Source organism: Streptomyces sp. adm13(2018) (assembly GCF_008042145.1).
GTDB lineage: Bacteria > Actinomycetota > Actinomycetes > Streptomycetales > Streptomycetaceae > Streptomyces.
This window is the reverse complement of record NZ_RDBH01000141.1, coordinates 867,599-886,627: the sequence shown is the minus strand read 5'-3', so window position 1 is coordinate 886,627 and position 19,029 is coordinate 867,599. Positions and strand designations below refer to the sequence as shown.

General features: G+C 73.2%; 13 protein-coding genes. 4 read left to right on the top strand and 9 right to left on the bottom strand.

The features are described from left to right. The first annotated feature begins 35 nt into the window (after nt 1-35). Both EAO70_RS32135 and EAO70_RS32130 read left to right on the top strand, forming a co-directional pair. Nucleotides 36-1,184: a DUF1266 domain-containing protein gene (locus EAO70_RS32135; RefSeq protein WP_148006303.1), complete on the top strand. Its 1,149-nt coding sequence runs from the start codon at nt 36-38 to the stop codon at nt 1,182-1,184. Beyond that, on the top strand, nt 1,181-2,353 hold the full coding sequence (locus EAO70_RS32130) for a DUF1266 domain-containing protein (protein ID WP_148006302.1): 1,173 nt from the start codon (nt 1,181-1,183) through the stop codon (nt 2,351-2,353). Before EAO70_RS32135 ends, EAO70_RS32130 begins: the two co-directional genes overlap by 4 nt. A gap of 10 nt (nt 2,354-2,363) precedes the next feature. On the opposite strand, the gene EAO70_RS32125 is transcribed toward EAO70_RS32130, so the two are convergent. The 7 genes from EAO70_RS32125 to EAO70_RS32095 all read right to left on the bottom strand — a co-directional run bounded on the left by EAO70_RS32125 (nt 2,364) and on the right by EAO70_RS32095 (nt 13,249). After that, nucleotides 2,364-2,936 (bottom strand): TetR/AcrR family transcriptional regulator, encoded by a 573-nt coding sequence (locus EAO70_RS32125; protein ID WP_148006301.1) that lies wholly within the window; start codon nt 2,934-2,936, stop codon nt 2,364-2,366. A gap of 81 nt (nt 2,937-3,017) precedes the next feature. After that, a complete protein-coding gene (gene serA, locus EAO70_RS32120; RefSeq protein WP_148006300.1) occupies nt 3,018-4,607 on the bottom strand; it encodes a phosphoglycerate dehydrogenase in 1,590 nt (529 codons plus the stop codon). A gap of 271 nt (nt 4,608-4,878) precedes the next feature. Further along, complete coding sequence (ilvC, locus tag EAO70_RS32115) at nt 4,879-5,880, bottom strand: ketol-acid reductoisomerase (RefSeq protein WP_148006299.1); 1,002 nt, start codon at nt 5,878-5,880, stop codon at nt 4,879-4,881. Nucleotides 5,881-6,013: 133 nt separating this feature from the next. Beyond that, nucleotides 6,014-6,541, bottom strand: a complete 528-nt coding sequence (gene ilvN, locus EAO70_RS32110; RefSeq protein WP_148006298.1) for an acetolactate synthase small subunit — start codon at nt 6,539-6,541, stop codon at nt 6,014-6,016. 41 nt (nt 6,542-6,582) lie between these two features. Continuing rightward, nucleotides 6,583-8,433, bottom strand: a complete 1,851-nt coding sequence (locus tag EAO70_RS32105) for an acetolactate synthase large subunit (protein ID WP_148006297.1) — start codon at nt 8,431-8,433, stop codon at nt 6,583-6,585. Nucleotides 8,434-8,648: 215 nt separating this feature from the next. After that, nucleotides 8,649-11,486, bottom strand: coding sequence for a putative bifunctional diguanylate cyclase/phosphodiesterase (locus tag EAO70_RS32100; protein ID WP_148006636.1), 2,838 nt, complete (start codon nt 11,484-11,486; stop codon nt 8,649-8,651). 797 nt (nt 11,487-12,283) lie between these two features. Beyond that, nucleotides 12,284-13,249 (bottom strand): 2-hydroxyacid dehydrogenase, encoded by a 966-nt coding sequence (locus EAO70_RS32095; RefSeq protein WP_187284120.1) that lies wholly within the window; start codon nt 13,247-13,249, stop codon nt 12,284-12,286. Between the two features lie 75 nt (nt 13,250-13,324). Between EAO70_RS32095 and EAO70_RS32090 the strand changes: the two genes are divergently transcribed. After that, nucleotides 13,325-14,347, top strand: coding sequence for an aldo/keto reductase (locus EAO70_RS32090; RefSeq protein WP_148006296.1), 1,023 nt, complete (start codon nt 13,325-13,327; stop codon nt 14,345-14,347). Between the two features lie 101 nt (nt 14,348-14,448). Continuing rightward, complete coding sequence (locus EAO70_RS32085; RefSeq protein WP_148006295.1) at nt 14,449-15,597, top strand: PQQ-dependent sugar dehydrogenase; 1,149 nt, start codon at nt 14,449-14,451, stop codon at nt 15,595-15,597. A 43-nt stretch (nt 15,598-15,640) separates the two neighbouring features. On the opposite strand, the gene EAO70_RS32080 is transcribed toward EAO70_RS32085, so the two are convergent. Beyond that, on the bottom strand, nt 15,641-18,682 hold the full coding sequence (locus EAO70_RS32080; RefSeq protein WP_261993143.1) for a helix-turn-helix transcriptional regulator: 3,042 nt from the start codon (nt 18,680-18,682) through the stop codon (nt 15,641-15,643). 19 nt (nt 18,683-18,701) lie between these two features. Continuing rightward, a complete protein-coding gene (locus EAO70_RS32075; protein ID WP_148006294.1) occupies nt 18,702-18,905 on the bottom strand; it encodes a hypothetical protein in 204 nt (67 codons plus the stop codon). Nucleotides 18,906-19,029: the final 124 nt, after the last annotated feature.

The window sequence follows — 19,029 nt, the reverse complement described above, 5'->3', positions numbered from 1 at the left end:
CCGTCCCTGCTTGGTCGGTTTATAGGATCTCCCCCATGACCACGGGGAACTGGGCACCGCCGACGCACACCGAGCGACTGCTGTACGAGGCGGGGGAACGCGACGACCGGGCCGCGGTCCTGGACGTCCTCGGACGGACCCGCCTCTACGTCCTCCAGGCGCGGGCGCAGGCCGACGTCCCCGACCACGTCCCTCCCCTTCTCTCCCGGCGCGACAGATCCGCCCGGCGCACCGTCGTCCCGGTGCTGACCGAGGGCATGCTGCCGCCGTGGCACCCGGACTGGGTGTTCCAGCAGACCACCCTCGGCAGGCTCGCCGCCGCCTGGCCGAACGACCGGTGGTGGCTCGCGGTCAACCCCGACACCCCGTGCGAGGCGGCCCTCCCGGCCCGGTCCGGGGACCGGCGCGCCTGGCGGGAGGCGAGCGACCGGGGCGGCGGCCCGCCCCGGGTCCGCCTGCTCACCCACGCCGGCGGCCCCCTGCACGGCCCGGTCGCGCACGCGCTCGCGCTCGGCGCGCACCTCGCCGTCCTCAACGGCCTGGTGTGGAACGGCCTCGGCGCCCAGTACGAGGACTACCCCACCGACGTCTCCCGGCTGCGCCGCCCCTGGGCCGTCCACCACCGGGCGGACTTCCGGGAGAAACTGCGGATCCTGATCGCCACCCGGCTGGTCGGCCGGATCCCCGAGTCCGTCCTGGGCATCCGGCGCACCCTCACCACCCGGCTGGGCACCACCCCGTCCGGCGAGGAGTGGGCCGCGGCGGTCGCCGCCGCGTTCGAGCGGGACGACGGCCACGGCGAGGACCGGGCCGAGGCCGCGGAGTTCCTGCGGCGGATCACCCACTACGAGGAACGGTTCCGCGCCGACGGCCTCCTGCCGCCGGACGGCCGGGTCGACACCCTCGCCGCCTTCGACCACGGCCGGGCCGTGAACGTCGTACGCCTCGCTTTGGGCGCGCGCTACTGCGACCCGGGGGAGGCCGAGGAGTCCGTCCTGAGGGTCCTCGAACCCGCGCGGCGGGCGTACCGCTCCTGGGAGGAGTTCTCGCTCGGCTATCTGCTCGCCCGGCTGATCCACTTCGACGAGGGGGATCCCGAGCCCATGTACCGGGAGTCCCTCGCCCTCCATCGCGCCCTCACCCAGGACCCTTCCAGCCCCTACCGGAACATCCCGTGGTCATGAGCTCCCGCCGCACGCCCGCACTGCGGGCCGCCTCCTGGATCCCGCCGTCCGAGACCGAGCAGCGGCTCCAGGAAGCGTCCCTCCGCGGCGACTTCCCGGGCCAGATCCGGGCCCTCGCCGACGCCGAGCTGTTCATCGCCGCACCCCGGGCCGCGGTGGACGCCGCCCCGGACGACGTCCACTGGCCGCCCCGGCAGACGGCGAAGGGCCTTCTCGTCCGGGAGATCCTCACGCGCGGGATGCTCCCGCCCTGGCATCCGGACCTGGTGTTCCACGCGGTGACCCTCCGGTGGGTCGCCGAGTTCCCCTGGCGCGACCCGCGGTTGCTCCTCGCCGTCGACCACGGCACCCCCGCGGAGCTGCTGCTGCCCACCACGCCCGAGCACCGCGCGGGATGGCTGCGCGCGTACAGCGAGCGGGAGCGGGCGGCGGGCGACCGGTTCGCGGCCCTGCGCCACGGCCCTCTCCACGGGCCGCTGGCCTTCGGCCTGGCGTGCGGCGCCCATCTGGCCTTCCGCAACGGCGTGCCGTGGAACGACGTCGGCTCGGTCTACAGCGGATACACCCAGGAACTCGACTCGCTCCGCGAGGCCTGGGGCGTGACCGGGCGCGAGGGCTGGCGGAAGGAGCTCGACGCGCTCCTCGACGGGCGCAACAGCCCGCCGGAGCCGGACTTCGCCCTCCGGGTCCGTGAGGAGCTGCGGCACGCGCGCGGTGCGGTGCCCACGCCCGACGCGTGGCGCGAGACGGCAGCGGGGCACGCCCAGGACCTGGGCGCGGGCCCGGCGGCGGTGCGGGGCATCGAGGAGCTGGTGCGCCGGATCGTGCGCTACGAGGCCCGGTTCCGCGCGGAGGGACTGCTCGCACCGGACGGCAGGGTCCGCCGGACGGTCGCCTACGACTACGGGCGGGCGGTGAACCTGGCGCGCTGGGGCCTGTCGGCCCGCTTCTGCGCGCCCCCGGAGGCCGAGCAGGCGATCGTCCACGCGGGGGCGCTGGCCCGGTCGGCGTACGCGTCCTGGGAGGAGTACTCGGCGGGGTACGCGCTGGGGAGGGTGCTGCGGTTCGACGGGGAGGAGTACGGCTGCTTCCACGAGGGCAACGTGGCCGCCCACCGCACCCTGACGGCGCACGAGGGCAGCCCCTGGCGCCACATCCCGTGGCGCTGAGCCCGGCCCGTCACTCCCCCATCAGGACCTTGAGTCCCTCGGTGAGGTCGTCGGCGGTCGGCGCCGACTCCGGGTCCACCATCCACTGGATCATGACCCCGGTGGCGAGGGCCTGGCAGAGGAGTCCGGCCACCCGGGCCTTCTCCGGCTCCGCCTCCGGGTCGATGCCGAGCATCCCCTCGGCCATGCCGAGCCGGCCCTCCCGCTGGGGCTCCTTGATGGCCTCGCGGAGCTTCTCGTCGTCGTCGAGCCGGGTGACGACCTCGGTCTGGAGCCTCCAGAGGGGGCGGCTGGCCCCGGCCGCGGCGATGACCTGCTCCCAGACGGCGTGGAAGCGCCGGTACGGGTCGGCCGGCAGCTCCCGCTTCTCCTCGCCGCCCCCGGGCCCGACCGCCTCGCCCCACTCCTCGGTGACCGCGAGGAAGGCCTGCTGGAGCAGGGCGTCCTTGGAGCCGTAGTGGTAGCCGATGGAGGCCAGGTTGGTGCCGGAGGCGGCGACGATGTCACGGGCCGTGGTCCGCCCGTACCCCTTCTCCAGGAGGCAGCGCTTGGCGCCTTCGAGCAGGTCTTCCTTGTGTCCCATGACAGCACTGTACCCGGCCGATAGACACCTGTGTAAGACGAGCGTCTATCGGCCGGGTACCGGGTCGTGCGGGGTGGAGCCTCAGATCAGGTTGACCGAGCGGGCCGAGGCCGCGCCGATCTCGGCCGAGATCTCCGTGAGCACCGTGGCCGGGACGGTGTCGTCCACGGTCAGGACGACGAGCGCCTCGCCGCCCTCCTCGGCGCGCGCCACCTGCATGCCCGCGATGTTCAGACCGGCCTGGCCGAGGATCCGGCCGACGGTGCCGACGACACCCGGACGGTCCTCGTAGCGCAGGACGACCATGTGGTCGGCGAGCGCCAGGTCCACGTCGTACTCGCCGACCGCGACGATCTTCTGCAGGTGCTTGGGGCCGGCGAGGGTGCCGGAGACCGAGACCTCCTCGCCGTTGGAGAGGGTGCCGCGGACGGTGACCACGTTGCGGTGGTCGGGCGACTCGGAGCTGGTCGTCAGGCGCACCTCGACACCGCGCTCCTGCGCGAACAGCGGGGCGTTCACGTACGACACGGTCTCGTCGACCACGTCCTCGAACACGCCCTTGAGCGCGGAGAGTTCGAGCACCTTCACGTCGTGCTGGGTGATCTCGCCGTACACCTCGACGTCGAGGCGGGCCGCGACCTCGCCCGCGAGGGCGGTGAAGATGCGGCCGAGCTTCTCGGCGAGCGGCAGCCCGGGCTTGACGTCCTCGGCGATGACACCGCCCTGGACGTTGACCGCGTCCGGCACGAGCTCACCGGCGAGCGCCAGGCGCACCGAGCGGGCGACGGCGATGCCGGCCTTCTCCTGGGCCTCGTCCGTGGACGCGCCGAGGTGCGGGGTGCAGACGACCTGGTCGAGCTCGAACAGCGGGGAGTCCGTGCAGGGCTCCTTCGCGTACACGTCGAGGCCGGCGCCGGCGACGCGGCCCTCCTTGAGCGCCGAGTACAGCGCGGCCTCGTCGACGATCCCGCCGCGCGCGGCGTTGACGATCCGGACGGAGGGCTTGACCTTGTGCAGCGCCTCGTCGCCGATGAGACCGAGGGTCTCGGGCGTCTTCGGCAGGTGGACGGTGATGAAGTCGGCGACCTCCAGGAGCTCGTCCAGGGCCAGCAGCTTCACCCCCATCTGGGCGGCGCGGGCGGGCTGCACGTAGGGGTCGTACGCGACGATCTTCATGCCGAAGGCCGACATGCGCTGGGCGACCAGGACGCCGATGCGGCCGAGGCCGACGACACCGAGGGTCTTCTCGCTCAGCTCGACGCCCGTGTACTTGGAGCGCTTCCACTCGCCGTTCTTCAGCGCGGTGTTGGCCTGCGGGATGTTGCGCGCGGTGGCGACCAGCAGACCGCAGGCCAGCTCGGCGGCGGTGACGATGTTCGACGTCGGGGCGTTGACGACCATCACGCCGGCCTTGGTGGCGGCGGAGACGTCGACGTTGTCCAGACCGACACCGGCGCGGGCGACGACGCGCAGCTTCTTCGCGACGGCGAGGGCCTCGGCGTCGACCTTGGTCGCGGAACGGACCAGGATGGCGTCCACGTCGGCGATGGCGGGCAGCAGTTCGGCGCGGTCCGCGCCGTTGCAGTGCCGGATCTCGAAGTCCGGGCCCAGGGCGTCGACGGTGGCGGGCGACAGCTCTTCAGCGATGAGTACGACGGGTTTCGAGCTCACGTGAGTCCTCACAGATCCAGTGCGGACGGCCGTCCCGACGGCCGCAGGCGGTGGAGGGGGCTTGCCGCGTGAAAGCGCACGACGCTGTGGGCCTGAACGCGAATGTTGTTGAGCAGTGTAGTGGTGCGGGGGCGCCGTTCATGCGCCTCGTTGGAAGGATCACCCGTCCGTGGTTGGACGGCGTGTCCAACGATGCGGACAGGGGTCGGACAGCTGTCCGACCCTCCCCCACGCCCCGGGGGGCGTGGGGGGACCCCCAGCCCGGGAAGGCTTACGCCTTCTCGTCGTTCACCCAGCTCATGAGCTTCCGCAGCTCCTTGCCGGTGGTCTCCAGGAGGTGGTTCTCGTCCTGGGACTTGTACTCGTTGTACTTCTTCAGGCCGCCGTGGTACTCGGCCATCCACTCCTTGGCGAAGGTGCCGTCCTGGATCTCCGCGAGGACCTTCTTCATCTCGGCCTTGGTGGCGTCGGTGATGATCCGCGGGCCGGTGACGTAGTCGCCCCACTCGGCGGTCTCGGAGACCGACCAGCGCATCTTCTCCAGGCCGCCCTCGTACATGAGGTCGACGATGAGCTTCAGCTCGTGCAGGCACTCGAAGTAGGCGATCTCCGGCTGGTAGCCGGCCTCGGTCAGGGTCTCGAAGCCCGCCTTGACCAGCGCCGCGGTGCCACCGCAGAGGACGGCCTGCTCGCCGAAGAGGTCGGTCTCGGTCTCCTCGGTGAAGGTCGTCTTGATGACGCCGGCGCGGGTGCCGCCGATGCCCTTGGCGTACGAGAGCGCCAGCGCGAAGGCGTTGCCGGTCGCGTCCTGCTCGACGGCCGCGATGCACGGGACGCCGCGGCCCTCCTCGTACTGACGGCGGACCAGGTGACCCGGGCCCTTCGGGGCGACCAGGGCGACGTCGATGCCCTCGGGCACCTTGATGAAGCCGTAGCGGACGTTCAGGCCGTGGCCGAAGAAGAGCGCGTCGCCCTCCTTCAGGTTGTCCTTGATGGACTCCTCGTAGACCTGGGCCTGGATCGGGTCCGGGGTCAGGATCATGATGAGGTCGGCCTCGGCGGCCGCCTCGGCGACGGAAACCACGCGCAGGCCCTGCTCCTCGGCCTTGGCCTTGGACTTCGACCCCTCCTGCAGACCGACGCGGACGTCGACACCGGAGTCACGGAGCGACAGCGCGTGGGCGTGGCCCTGGCTGCCGTATCCGATCACCGCGACCTTGCGGCCCTGGATGATGGACAGGTCGGCGTCGTCGTCGTAGAACAGCTCGGCCACTGGGTATCTCCTTGAAGTGCTGGTGTTGCGTCCCACCGTACGGCGGGGAGCGGGAGGAAGGTTTTCGGGTCTCGTCAGTCGGACCGGCGGGTGGACCGCCGGTCGACCTCCGACGACTCTGCGGCGTCGGACCTCAGGCGCTGCGGTCGAGGGCCCGGAGGGACCGGTCCGTGATGGACCGGGAACCACGCCCTATGGCGATCGTGCCGGACTGCACCAGCTCCTTGATGCCGAACTGCTCCAGCATCTTCAGCATGGCCTCGAGCTTGTCACTCGATCCGGTGGCCTCGATGGTGACCGCCTCGGGCGAGACGTCCACGGTCTTGGCGCGGAACAGCTGCACGATCTCGACGATCTGGGAGCGGGTCTCGTTGTCGGCGCGGACCTTCACCAGGACGAGCTCGCGCTGGATCGCAGCGCTGGGCTCGAGTTCGACGATCTTCAGGACGTTGACCAGCTTGTTGAGCTGCTTGGTCACCTGCTCCAGGGGCAGGTCCTCGACACTGACCACGATGGTGATGCGGGAGATGTCGGGGTGCTCGGTGACGCCGACGGCGAGGGAGTCGATGTTGAAGCCGCGGCGCGAGAACAGGGCGGCGATCCGGGCGAGGATGCCGGGCGTGTTCTCGACGAGAACGGAGAGCGTGTGCTTGGTGGACATGGTCTGGGTCTCTTCCTGTTCGCTCTGCTTCGTTCCGCGCTTCAGTCGTCTTCGCCGTCGCCGAAGTCGGGGCGGACGCCCCGGGCGGCCATGACCTCGTCGTTCGAGGTGCCGGCGGCGACCATCGGCCAGACCTGGGCGTCCTCGTGGACGATGAAGTCGATGACGACGGGACGGTCGTTGATCGCGTTGGCCTCGGCGATGACCTTGTCCAGGTCGGCCGGGTCCTCACAGCGCAGGGCGACACAGCCCATGGCCTCGGACAGCTTGACGAAGTCGGGGACGCGGGTGCCCTTGTTCGCCTGGACGTCGTCCGGACCGGAGTGCAGGACGGTGTTCGAGTAGCGCTGGTTGTAGAAGAGGGTCTGCCACTGGCGGACCATCCCGAGGGCGCCGTTGTTGATGATGGCGACCTTGATCGGGATGTTGTTCAGGGCGCAGGTGGTGAGTTCCTGGTTGGTCATCTGGAAGCAGCCGTCGCCGTCGATCGCCCAGACCGGGCGGTCGGGCATGCCGGCCTTGGCTCCCATCGCGGCGGGCACCGCGTACCCCATCGTGCCCAGGCCGCCCGAGTTCAGCCAGGTGGCCGGGCGCTGGTACTCGATGAAGTGGGCGGCCCACATCTGGTGCTGGCCGACGCCCGCGGCGAAGATCGTGTCGTCGGGGGTGAGCTCGCCGATGCGCTGGATGACCTGCTGCGGGGAGAGGCTGCCGTCGTCCGGCATGTCGTAGCCGAGCGGGTAGGTCTCGCGCCAGCGGTTCAGGTCGCTCCACCAGGCGGTGTAGTCGCCCTTGTTGCCGTCGCTGTGCTCCGCCTGGACGGCCTGGACCAGGTCGGCGATGACCTCGCGGGCGTCACCGACGATCGGGACGTCGGCGGTACGGTTCTTGCCGATCTCGGCCGGGTCGATGTCCGCGTGGACGATCTTGGCGTACGGGGCGAAGCTGTCGAGCTTGCCGGTGACGCGGTCGTCGAAGCGGGCGCCGAGGGCGACGATCAGGTCGGCCTTCTGCAGCGCGGTGACGGCGGTGACGGCGCCGTGCATGCCGGGCATGCCGACGTGCAGCGGGTGGCTGTCGGGGAAGGCGCCGAGCGCCATCAGGGTGGTGGTGACCGGGGCGCCGGTCAGCTCGGCGAGGATCTTCAGCTCGGCGGTGGCGCCGGCCTTGATGACGCCGCCGCCGACGTACAGCACGGGGCGCTTGGCCGCGCTGATCAGCTTGGCGGCCTCCCGGATCTGCTTGGCGTGCGGCTTGGTGACCGGGCGGTAGCCGGGCAGGTCGGTCTGCGGCGGCCAGCTGAAGGTGGTCTTCGCCTGGAGGGCGTCCTTGGCGATGTCGACCAGGACCGGGCCGGGGCGGCCGGTGGAGGCGATGTGGAAGGCCTCGGCGATCGTCTTCGGGATGTCCTCGGCCCTGGTGACCAGGAAGTTGTGCTTGGTGATCGGCATCGTGATGCCGCAGATGTCCGCCTCCTGGAAGGCGTCCGTGCCGATCGCCTTCGAGGCGACCTGGCCGGTGATCGCGACCAGCGGCACCGAGTCCATGTGCGCGTCGGCGATCGGGGTGACCAGGTTGGTCGCGCCCGGTCCCGAGGTCGCCATGCAGACGCCGACCTTGCCGGTGGCCTGGGCGTAGCCGGTGGCCGCGTGGCCCGCGCCCTGCTCGTGGCGGACCAGGATGTGGCGGACCTTCTTCGAGTCCATCAGCGGGTCGTAGGCCGGGAGGATGCAGCCACCGGGGAGACCGAAGATGGTGTCCGCGCCCACCTCTTCGAGAGAGCGGATGAGGGACTGCGCGCCCGTGACGTGCTCGACGGCGGGGGTGGCCTGAGCGCCGCTACGGGGCCGCGGCTGCGGATGGTGCCCGGTGGCCTGGTCGGTCATCAGCATCTCTTCTCGAAGCAGAGGGTTTTACGAGGGTTTGGGACGGCTTGGGGGTGAGCCAGTGCAACAAAAAACCCCTCGTGCCGTGAGGCAAGCGAGGGGAGCGCGTCGGGTGCGTTTCAAGCGGGGCCTACCGGGGCCCTGCTTCAGCCGACGCGCTTTCCAAGTACGAGAATTCGGGTGCGCATGGCAATGACCCTCCCTCTCAGCCCTCGCCACTGTCAAGTGGGTGGGACGGGCGTCTCATTATTTGAGCGGAACGGGGGACGGTTTCCGGCCCGTACGGGGACCGCTCCGGGCAGCGGGTACTCGTCCCGCACCAGCGCCCTGCGCAGCCGGTACTCGTCGAGCGGGCCCGAGAAGGCCATGCCCTGGGCGTGGCTGCAGCCCATCGCGCGCAGGGCGACGACCTGCTCCGGTACGTCGACGCCCTCGGCGACGGTCCGGATGCCGAGCTCGTCGGCGATGCGGAGCACGCCGCGGGTGATCTTGCGGAGGCGGGGCGACTCCACGACGCCCTCGACGAGGCCGCGGTCCAGTTTCAGTATGTCGACGGGGAGCCGGCGGAGGGCGTTGATCGCCACATGTCCGCTGCCGAATCCGTCGAGCGCGATCCGCACCCCGAGGCGGCGCAGGGCGATCAGGCGCTGCTCCAGGTCGTCGAGCGGGATCCGGGGGTCGCTGTCGGCGAGTTCGACGATCAGCGAGCCGGACGCCAGTCCGTGCCGGGTGAGCAGGCCCTCGACCGAGCCGAGCGGCAGGGAGCGGTCCATGAGGCGGCGGGCGGAGATCCGGATGGAGACGGGGACGCGGTGGCCGATTCCGGCCCGCTCGGCGGCCTGCTCCACGGCCTCCTCCAGCAGCCAGCGGCCGAGCTCGGCGGTGCGCTCGCCGTCGTCGGTGACCCGGAGGTACTGGGCGGGGGTGAAGAGGATGCCCTGGGCCGAGCGCCAGCGCGCCTGGGCGCTGACGGCGGCGATCCGGCCGGTGGAGAGGTCGACGACGGGCTGGTGGAGCAGGGCGAACTCGCCGTCGTGCAGGGCGGTCCGCAGCCGGGCGGCGAGCTCGGTCCGGCGGACCACCTCGGCCTGCATCTGGGGGGCGTAGAGCTCGACGCGGTCCTTGCCCGCCGCCTTGGCGCGGTACATGGCCAGGTCGGCGTTGCGCAGGAGGGCGCCGGCGTCGATGCCGGGCTCGGCGAAGGCCACGCCGATGGAGGCGGCGACCCGCGCCTCGGTGCCCCCGTCGACGCGGTAGGGGCGGGAGAGGGTGAGGCGGAGCCGGTCGGCGATCTCCTGGACCTGCTGCCGGCGGGCCGCCGGGTCGTGGCCGCCGTCGCCGAGGATGAGGGCGGCGAACTCGTCGCCGCCGAGCCGGGCGGCCGTGTCGCCGGCCCGGACGGAGTCGTGGAGGCGGCGGGCGGCCTGGACGAGGAGGTCGTCGCCGGCCTGGTGGCCGAGGCGGTCGTTGACGCCCTTGAAGCCGTCGAGGTCGATGAAGAGCACGGCGGTGCCCACGTCGGAGGCGCGGCGGCCGCCGAGGGCCTGCCGGACCCGCCGGGTGAACAGCGCCCGGTTGGGCAGGTCGGTGAGCGGGTCGTGCTCGGCGTTGTGCTGCAACTGGGCCTGGAGCCGGACGCGTTCGGTGACGTCCCGGCTGTTGAAGATCAGTCCGCCCTGGTGCCGGTTGACCGTGGACTCGACGTTCAGCCAGTCGCCCCGGCCGGACCGGAAGCGGCACTCGATGCGGGTGGTGGGCTCCTTGGCGGGTGAGGCGGCGAGGAAGCGCCGCACCTCGTGCACGACGGCGCCGAGGTCCTCGGGGTGGATGAGCGAGGCGAGCTCGGAGCCGACCAGCTCCTCGGCGTCCCGTCCGTACACCCCGGTGGCCGCGGGGCTGACGTAGCGGAGGATCCCGTTCGGCGCGGCGATCATGATGACGTCGCTGGAGCCCTGCACGAGCGACCTGAAGTGGTTCTCCTTCTGCGCCAGTTCCTGGGTCAGGGCGATGTTGTCGAGGAGCATGATGCCCTGCCGTACGACGAGGGCGAGGACCACCGTGCAGCCGGTGAGGACGACGACCCGGTCGACCCGGCGCCCCTCCACGACGTTGTACAGGATGCCGAGGGTGCAGACCGCGGCGGCGAGGTACGGCGTGAGCGCGGCGAGCGAGCCGGCGACCGGGCGGCTGTGCAGCCGCTGCCCGCGCACGGTGACGGCGGTGTCCGGGAGGCGGCGCACCCCCCAGGGCGCGTAGGCGAGCAGCAGGGAGCCGGCGAACCAGCCGGCGTCGAGCAGCTGCCCCGAGGCGTAGTTCTCGCGCAGCAGCGGCGAGGTGAACAGCGCGTCGCACAGCACCGTCAGGGCGAGGGCCGCGATGGCGGTGTTGGTCGCCGACCGGTTCGCCTGGGAGCGCCGGAAGTGCAGGACCAGGACCATGCTCACGAGGACGATGTCGAGCAGCGGATACGCGAGGGACAGTGCCGCCTGGGACACCGGCTCGTTCTGGAAGTGGGCGGTGCGGGCGAGGGCGAGGCTCCAGGACAGCGTGAGGAGCGAGCCCCCGATGAGCCAGGCGTCGAGCGCGAGGCAGACCCAGCCGGCCCGGGTGACGGGTTTCTTGGCGAGGACGAGGAGGCCGACGATGGCCGGCGGGGCGAAGAGTAAGAAGCAGAGGTCGGCGACGGAGGAGTCCGGCACCTCCGTGCGGAGCACGACCTCGTACCACCCCCAGACGGCATTGCCCACGGAGGCCATGAACGAGGAGAACGCGAAGAGCAGCCAGGCGGGGCGGGCGCTGCCCCGGTGCGTGCGCCCGTAGAGGAAGCAGGAGACCGCGGCGGTGAGGGCGGCGGCGCTGAGTCCGAAGTCGCCCATGAAGAGGGCGAGCCCGGGCGATCCCCAGCCGAGCGAGGCGCCGGTCGTGTAGCCCGCGCAGATCAGCACGAGCCCGATCTGGGCGAAGAGCGATCCGAGACGGGGGCGGTCGGGGTCCGGCTGGCCGGGCTCGGCGCCGGTGCCGGCGGGTCGCCGGTCGAGGACCGCCCCGGGGGCGCTCACCGGTCCCTCCGGAGCCGGGCCGCCGCACCCGGCCGCGTCGTGCGGCCGCGCCGGCGGCTCGTCGGCGCCACCGGGAGCGTGCCCGTCGCAGTCGTGGGGGCCTGCGGGGTCCCGTACGACCGGGACGGCCCGCTCCGGCGGGGCGCCCGGCGCCCTGACCACAGGGGCGACGGCCCGCCGCACGACGGCCGGCTCCAGCGCGGCGGCCCCGACGGCGCCGGCTGCTCGGGGGACACCGACGGCACCGGTCGCGCCGACGCCGCCGGCGGCACCGGGGGCCCTGACCTCGCCGGCGGCACCGGGGGCGCCGGGCGGCGTGGAGTCGCCATCGGCCGCGGGGACGCCGGCCCCCGCGGCCGATGGCGACCCGCCGGGCCCGGCCGGGCGGTCCGGTCCGGTCCGCGCTCCGGCTCCCGGCCCGGCGTGCGCGAGGGCCGCCGGACCGGTGTCGGTGTCCTGCGGCTCGGGCGCTCGGGGCTCACGGTGCGGCGCGGCCTGGTCCGGCACCGCACACGCGAGGCCGGCTGCGAGGTCCGGAAGGCCCGCCGCCGGCGGCGTCGCCGCGTCGGATCGCCGGACCTTCGGCCGTGCTTCACCCGTCGCCCCCCTCGGAATCTGATGACCCGTCACTTCGCTCCCCAGCGTCAGCCCGTACTCGACGCAGTCCCCCCGCTCCGGGACGATACACCAGGACGGTCACTCAGGGACAGGGTCGCAGTACTCTCCGTGACTACCGGGAGTCCGGCAGGTGAGGCGTGTCGGAGGCGGGCGCCACCCGGGCGGCCCAGCGCGGCCGTTCAGCCGGTGGTGAGCAGCGTGTTGACCGGCTGCTCGCCCGCCGCGAACCTCCGCAGCTGCGCCGCGACGAGTCGCTTCGCCCGCGGCATGAAGGCCGAGGTGGAACCTCCGACGTGCGGGCTGATCAGGACACCGGGAGCGTGCCACAGGGGATGCCCGGCCGGCAGCGGTTCCGGGTCGGTGACATCGAGTGCCGCGGTGATCCTGCCGCTCTCGACCTCCTTGAGCAGGGCCGCGGTGTCGACGACGGGCCCGCGGGCCACGTTCACCAGGAGCGCCCCGTCCTTCATCCGGCCGAGGAACCCGGCGTCGACGAGATGCCTGGTCGCGGGCGTGAGCGGGGTGGAGAGCACGACGACGTCGGCCTCGGGGAGGAGCGCCGGCAGCTCCGTCAGGGCGTGGATCTCGCCGCCCGCTGTGGTGCGTGCGGAGCGTGCGACGCGCGCCACCCGCGCGCACTCGAAGGGCGCGAGCCGGTCCTCGATGGCGGCGCCGATCGATCCGTACCCGACGATCAGGACCGACTTGTCGGCCAGGGCCGGGTAGAAGCCGGCCCGCCACTGCTCGGCGTCCTGGCCGCGCACGAAGCCGGGGATGCCGCGCAGCGAGGCCAGGATCAGGGCGAGCGTGAGTTCGGCGGTGCTGGCCTCGTGGACGCCCTTGGCGTTGCAGACGGCGACGCCCGCGGGCAGCGCGTCGAGGCCCGGGGTGACGTGGTCGATGCCCGCGGACAGGGTCTGCACGACCCGCAGCGAGGTCATCGCGGCCATCGGCCGTACGGCGATCTCGGAGCCCTTCATGTACGGCACGACGTAGAAGGCGCAGCGCGCCGGGTCGGCCGGGAAGTCCGGTCCGCCGTCCCAGAAGCGGTAGTTCAGGCCCGACGCGCCCGGCTCGGGGAGATCGTCGATCTCGTCCGCGGGAATCGGAAGCCACACGTCAGCGGTGGTGTTCTCGCATCTCATGACCGGGAGGCTATGCGAAGAATCCCGTGCGCCATTGGTTACTTTGGGGGACGGCACAGGGAGGGGTACCGGCAGGTGGAGCGCAGGACTATCGGGGCGGCGGCGCTCGACGTGGGTGCGATCGGCCTGGGGTGCATGCCGATGAACTGGGCGTACAGCCGTTCGGAACAGCGGGGGGACCGCTCGCTGCGGACCGTGCACGCGGCACTGGACGCCGGGGTGAGCCTGCTCGACACCGCCGACATGTACGGCCCGTTCACCAACGAGCTTTTGGTGGGGCGGGTGTTGAAGGAGCGACGGGCGGAGGCCTTCGTCTCGACGAAGTGCGGACTGCTCGTCGGCGACGGCGGCGAGCTTCGGCACGTGGTCGCCAACGGCAGGCCGGGGTACGTCCGTCGGGCCTGCGACGCCTCGCTGCGGCGCCTCCAGACCGATGTGATCGACCTGTATCAACTGCATCGCGCGGACCCCGAGGTGCCGGTCGAGGAGACCTGGGGCGCGATGGCCGAGCTGGTCTCGGCCGGCAAGGTGCGGGCGCTCGGGCTCTGCGCCGTCGGCAGCCGCTCGGCCCGCCGGCGTGCGACCGGGCTCAGCCGCGACGGGTACGAGGGAACGATCCACCAACTGGAGCGGATCCAGCAGGTGTTCCCGGTGGCGGCGGTGCAGGCGGAGCTGTCGGTGTGGTCGCAGGAGGCACTGACGCGGCTGCTGCCGTGGTGCGTGGCGCGCGGGGTCGGCTTCCTGGCCGCGATGCCGCTGGGGAACGGCTTCCTGACCGGGACGCTGACCCCGGGCGGCGGCTTCGAACCGGACGACCCGCGGGCCCGGCATCCGCGGTTCACGGCGGAGATGATGGCGGCGAACCAGCCCCTGGTGGCGGGACTGCGGCGGGTGGCCGCGCGGCACGGCCCGGAGGTCACCCCGGCGCAGGTGGCGCTCGCCTGGGTGCTGGGCCGGGGGCGGCACGTCGTGCCGGTGCCGGGCACGAAGCGGGAGTCCTGGGCCGTGGAGAACGCCCGGGCGGCCGGGCTGCGGCTGACGGAGGCCGACCTGGCGGAGATCGCGGCGCTTCCGGCGGCCCGGGGGTCCTGGGACTGACCTCGGCGCGGATCGCGCCGTCGCATCGGGAACCTGATCGCGTCGAGCGGTGTATCAAGGGTGGAAGGGATTCCGCTCGACTCGTCGAAGGGGACCGTGCCATGAGCCGTCCTGTAGTGGTGAAGGCCCTGTGGGGCGCCGCCGTGCTGGTCCTGGTGGCGGGCTGCTCCCCGGGGAGTACGGAGGATCGGCCGGGGTCGGCTCCGCCGACGTCGGCGTCGGCCTCGACATCGGCCTCGGCGTCCGCACCGGCGACGTCCGGTCCGCCCGCGAGCGCGGGCGGGCGGGTGGCGGTGACGGGCACGCTCACCGAGGGGCTCAGGTCGCCCTGGGGGCTCGCGGAGCTGCCGGACGGTGATCTGCTGGTCTCCTCGCGGGACGAGCGGACGATCACCCGGGTCGACGGGCGGACCGGGGCGAAGACCTCGCTCGGCGAGGTGCCCGGGGTGGTACCGGACGGCGAGGGCGGCCTGCTGGGCCTGGCCGTGCGGGACGACTGGGTGTACGCGTATCTGACCGCCGCGTCCGACAACCGCATCGTGCGTATGCGGTACGGCGGCGGGGACGGCGACCGCCTCGGCGCGCCCGAGCCGGTGCTGACCGGCATCCCGAAGGGTGCCGTGCACAACGGCGGGCGGATCGCGTTCGGGCCGGACCGGATGCTGTACGCGGGGACCGGCGAGACCGGGCGGACCGGTCTGGCCCAGGACCGGGAGTCGCTCGGCGGGAAGATCCTGCGGATGACGCCGGAGGGCGAGCCCGCCCCCGGGAACCCCGTCCCCGGCTCGGTGGTCTATTCGTACGGACACCGCAACGTGCAGGGGATCGCCTGGGACGACGCGGGCCGGCTGTGGGCGGCCGAGTTCGGGCAGAACACCTGGGACGAGCTGAACCTGGTCGAGCCCGGGAAGAACTACGGCTGGCCGGAGGCCGAGGGGCAGGCGGGCAAGGCCGGGTTCGTGGACCCGGTGGCCCAGTGGCCGACCTCGGAGGCCTCCCCGAGCGGGATCGCGTACGCGCGGGGAGCGATCTGGATGGCCGGGCTCAGGGGGCAGCGGCTGTGGCGGATCCCGCTCTCCGGGGCGGAGCGCGCGGGCGAGCCCCAGGCGTTCCTCACCGAGGAGTACGGCCGCCTGCGCACGGTCCTCGCCGGGGGTGGCGGGCGGCTCTGGCTGGTGACGAACGAGACCGACGGCCGGGGCACCCCCGGTCCCGGCGACGACAGGATCCTGCGGCTGGAGGTGAGCTGAGGGGCGCCGGCGACCGGCCGCGGCCGGTGGTGGACGGAGGACGTCAGAGGGGCGTGGTGAGGAGGTGGAGACGGTGGGCCAAGGCGGCGGCCTCGCCCCGGCCGGAGACGCCGAGCTTGGCCAGGATGTGGGAGACGTGCACGCTCGCCGTCTTGGGCGAGATGAAGAGTTCCTCGGCGATCTGGCGGTTGGTGCGGCCGGCCGCGACGAGACGCAGGACGTCCTGCTCCCGGGGGGTCAGGCCGAAGGTGCCGTCCCCCGGCTCCGCGGGGGCCGGGGCCCGCTTCTCCTCGGCGAGGGAGAGACGGGCGCGGGCCGCGAGGAGTTCCACGTCCTCGCGGAGCGGGCGGGCGCCGAGGCGGACCGCGGTCGCGTGGGCCTCCCGGAGCAGGGCCGTGGCCTCCTCGCGGCGGCCGCCCTCGACGAGCAGCGCGTCGGCGAGACGGTGGCGGGCGCGGGCCAGCTGGTGCGGGCGGGCGAGCGGCTCGAAGGCGGCGACGACCTCGGCCCAGCGGGCCGCCGTCTCGCGGCCCTCGGCACGGGCGATCTCCTCGGAGACCTGCCGGGAGTACGCCTCCCAGACGGGAGCCGGGGTGGCCAGGGCGCGGACGCAGCGGCGGACGACGGCGAGCGCCTCGGCGCGGCCCTCGTCGGCGGCGGGCAGACCCCTGCTGTCGGCCTCGGCCGTGACGGCGGTGAGGACGAGGGGCCAGCCGTAGCGGTGGGTGCTGGGCGGGAAGCCCGCCGCCACGGCGGCGGCCAGCCGGGCCCGGACGTCCTCGACGCGTCCCTCGGCCGCCGCGACGGCGATCTCGACCTGGGCCATCGGCAGGACGTACTGCGGGATCGTGTCGCAGCCGTAGGCGGCGCGGGCGTCGCAGAGGTGGCCGCGGGCCGCGTCGAGTTCGCCGCGGGCGACGGCGAGCTGGGCGAGGCGGAGGGAGGCGGAGCCGCGGGGCTTGCTGCTGGTGGCCGAGCGGACCAGCCGGGTGGCGGTCTCGCCGGCCTCGTCCCAGCCGCCCAGGGAGAAGAGGGACTCGGCACGGTTGGACTCGACCCAGCCGACGCTGTCGACGAGTCCGTAGGAGCGGGCGACGCGGATGCCGGTGTCGGCCAGTTCGACGGCCTCGGCCGAGCGGCCGAGGGATTCGAGGGCGGAGGCGATGTTGATGTGGGCGCGGGCGGTCTCGGTGAACTGGCCGAGGGCCGCGGTGCGTTCCCGTACCGCGTGCATCTCGGCGAGACCGGCCTCGACGTCGCCGGCGGCGGTCATGAGGGTGCCGAGGGTGAGCCGGGCGTTGAGTTCGATCGACTCGGCGTTGACGAGCCGGGCGTACTCGACGGCGCGTTCGGCGGCGATGAGGGCGTCGGGTCCGGGGTTGCGGAGCATGCCCCAGCCGGCGGCGCCGACGAGGACCACGGCGTGCACGGCGGACGGCGGGAGGCCCTTGACGAGTTCCTGGGCGCGGGCGATCTCCTCCCAGCCGTCCCCGCGGCCGAGGTTGGACTGGAGGCGGGCCCGTTCGGTCCAGAACCAGGCGGCGCGCAGGGGATCGCCCGGCTCGGCGTCGTCGAGGACGCGGAGCGCGGTCCGGCAGATCTTCAGGGCGCGTTCGCGGTCGCCGCTGAGCCGGGCGGCGACGGCGGCCTCGGCGAGCAGGTCGAGGTAGCTGAGGGCGGCGGTCTCGGGGTCGCAGCCGCAGGCCGGGTAGGCCTCGGCGTAGTCCATCGGCCGGAGCGAGCCGCGGATCTCGGCGGGGGCGTCCTCCCAGAGTTCCATGGCCCGTTCGAGGAGGCGGAGCTGCTCGGCGTAGGCATGGCGCTTGCGGGTGGCGACGGAGGCGCCGAGGACGGCGGGCAGGGCCTTGGCGGGGTCGTGCGCGTGGTACCAGTACGTGGCCAGGCGGTTGGCGCGCTCGTCGGCCCGGACCAGGCCGGGGTCGGCCTCCAGGGCCTCGGCGTAGCGCCGGTTGAGGCGGGAGCGTTCGCCGGGGAGCAGGTCGTCGCTGACGGCCTCGCGGACCAGGGAGTGGCGGAAGCGGTAGCCGTCGCCGTCGGGGACGGCGAGCAGGAGGTTGGCGCCGACGGCGGCCCGCAGGGCCTCGATGAGGTCGTCCTCGGTGAGCCGGGCGACGGCGGCGAGGAGTCCGTACTCGACGGTGGAGCCGCCCTCGGCGACGATCCGGGCGACCCGCTGGGCGTCCTCGGGGAGCGTCTCGACCCGGACGAGCAGGAGGTCGCGCAGGGAGTCGCTGAGCTGGCCGACGGCGCAGCCGGCCTCGTGGGAGACGACGAGCTCCTCGACGAAGAAGGCGTTGCCGTCGGAGCGTTCGAAGACCTCCTCGACGAGGGCGGGGTCGGGCTCGGCGGCGAGGATGCCGGTGAGCTGGCGGTGGACCTCGGTGCGGGTGAAGCGGGCGAGTTCGATGCGGCGGATGGTGCGGAGCCGGTCGAGTTCGGCGAGGAGGGGGCGGAGCGGGTGGCGGCGATGGATGTCGTCGGCGCGGTAGCTGGCGACGACCACGATGCGGCCGCGGCGCAGGGTGCGGAGCAGATAGGTGAGGAGGTGCCGGGTGGAGGCGTCGGCCCAGTGCAGGTCCTCCAGGACGAGCACGATGGTGCGGTCGGCGGCGAGCCGTTCCAGGAGCCGTACGGTCAGTTCGAAGAGGCGGGCGGTGGAGTCCTCGCCGGGGGACTCGTGGCTGCCGGGGTCGCCCAGTTCGGGCAGGAGCCGGGCGAGTTCCGCCTGCTGGCCGTCGGCGGCGGCGGCGAGTTCCTCGGGGAGGCGCCGGCGCAGTGAGCGGAGTGCGGTGGCGAAGGGGGCGAAGGGCAGTCCGTCGGCGCCGAGTTCGACGCAGCCGCCGAGCGCGACGACGGCGCCCCGGGCGCAGGCCGTGTCGAGGAACTCCTCGATGAGCCGGGTCTTGCCGACTCCCGCCTCGCCCCCGATGAGCAGGGCCTGGGGCTCTCCCGCGGTCGCGCGGGAGAGCGCCTCGGTGAGGGCGGTGAGTTCGCCGGCGCGGCCGACGAACACGGGACTGACTGACCTGGTCTCCACGGCGCCGAGCATCGCACAGCCGTCCATGGCCTCGCCCGTACGGGGGTCACGCGGCCCGGACGAAGCGGCCGCGTGCGCCGTCTTCCACCCGCCCCTCCGCGGCGGCGGCTCGGCTGCCGCCGCGGCGGCCGAGGCGGCGCGGCCCGCGGGCGGAGCCGGCCGTCTCGGCGGCCTCGTGGCTGAGCCGCTGAGCGGCGGCCTCGCGGACGAGCCGGGCGTGGTTCATGCGGTGGAGTTCGTACTCGAACATGGGGTGCTCCCTGGTTCTTCGCGGTGTCGGCATCGCTTCCTGCGATGCCTCCACTGTCGTGTCCCAGGGGGTGCGGCCACATCGGGCGTGTGCCGCATGTGCGGGGCAGGGGGGTCCTTAGGCG

Bases quoted from the DNA above. Each gene is read 5' to 3' on its own strand.
- EAO70_RS32135 (WP_148006303.1), top strand. From the start codon at position 36: ATGACCACGGGGAACTGGGCACCGCCGACGCACACCGAGCGACTGCTG.
- EAO70_RS32130 (WP_148006302.1), top strand. From the start codon at position 1,181: ATGAGCTCCCGCCGCACGCCCGCACTGCGGGCCGCCTCCTGGATCCCG.
- EAO70_RS32125 (WP_148006301.1), bottom strand. From the start codon at position 2,936: ATGGGACACAAGGAAGACCTGCTCGAAGGCGCCAAGCGCTGCCTCCTG.
- ilvN (WP_148006298.1), bottom strand. From the start codon at position 6,541: ATGTCCACCAAGCACACGCTCTCCGTTCTCGTCGAGAACACGCCCGGC.
- EAO70_RS32105 (WP_148006297.1), bottom strand. From the start codon at position 8,433: ATGCTGATGACCGACCAGGCCACCGGGCACCATCCGCAGCCGCGGCCC.
- EAO70_RS32095 (WP_187284120.1), bottom strand. From the start codon at position 13,249: ATGAGATGCGAGAACACCACCGCTGACGTGTGGCTTCCGATTCCCGCG.
- EAO70_RS32085 (WP_148006295.1), top strand. From the start codon at position 14,449: ATGAGCCGTCCTGTAGTGGTGAAGGCCCTGTGGGGCGCCGCCGTGCTG.
- EAO70_RS32080 (WP_261993143.1), bottom strand. From the start codon at position 18,682: ATGGACGGCTGTGCGATGCTCGGCGCCGTGGAGACCAGGTCAGTCAGT.
- EAO70_RS32075 (WP_148006294.1), bottom strand. From the start codon at position 18,905: ATGTTCGAGTACGAACTCCACCGCATGAACCACGCCCGGCTCGTCCGC.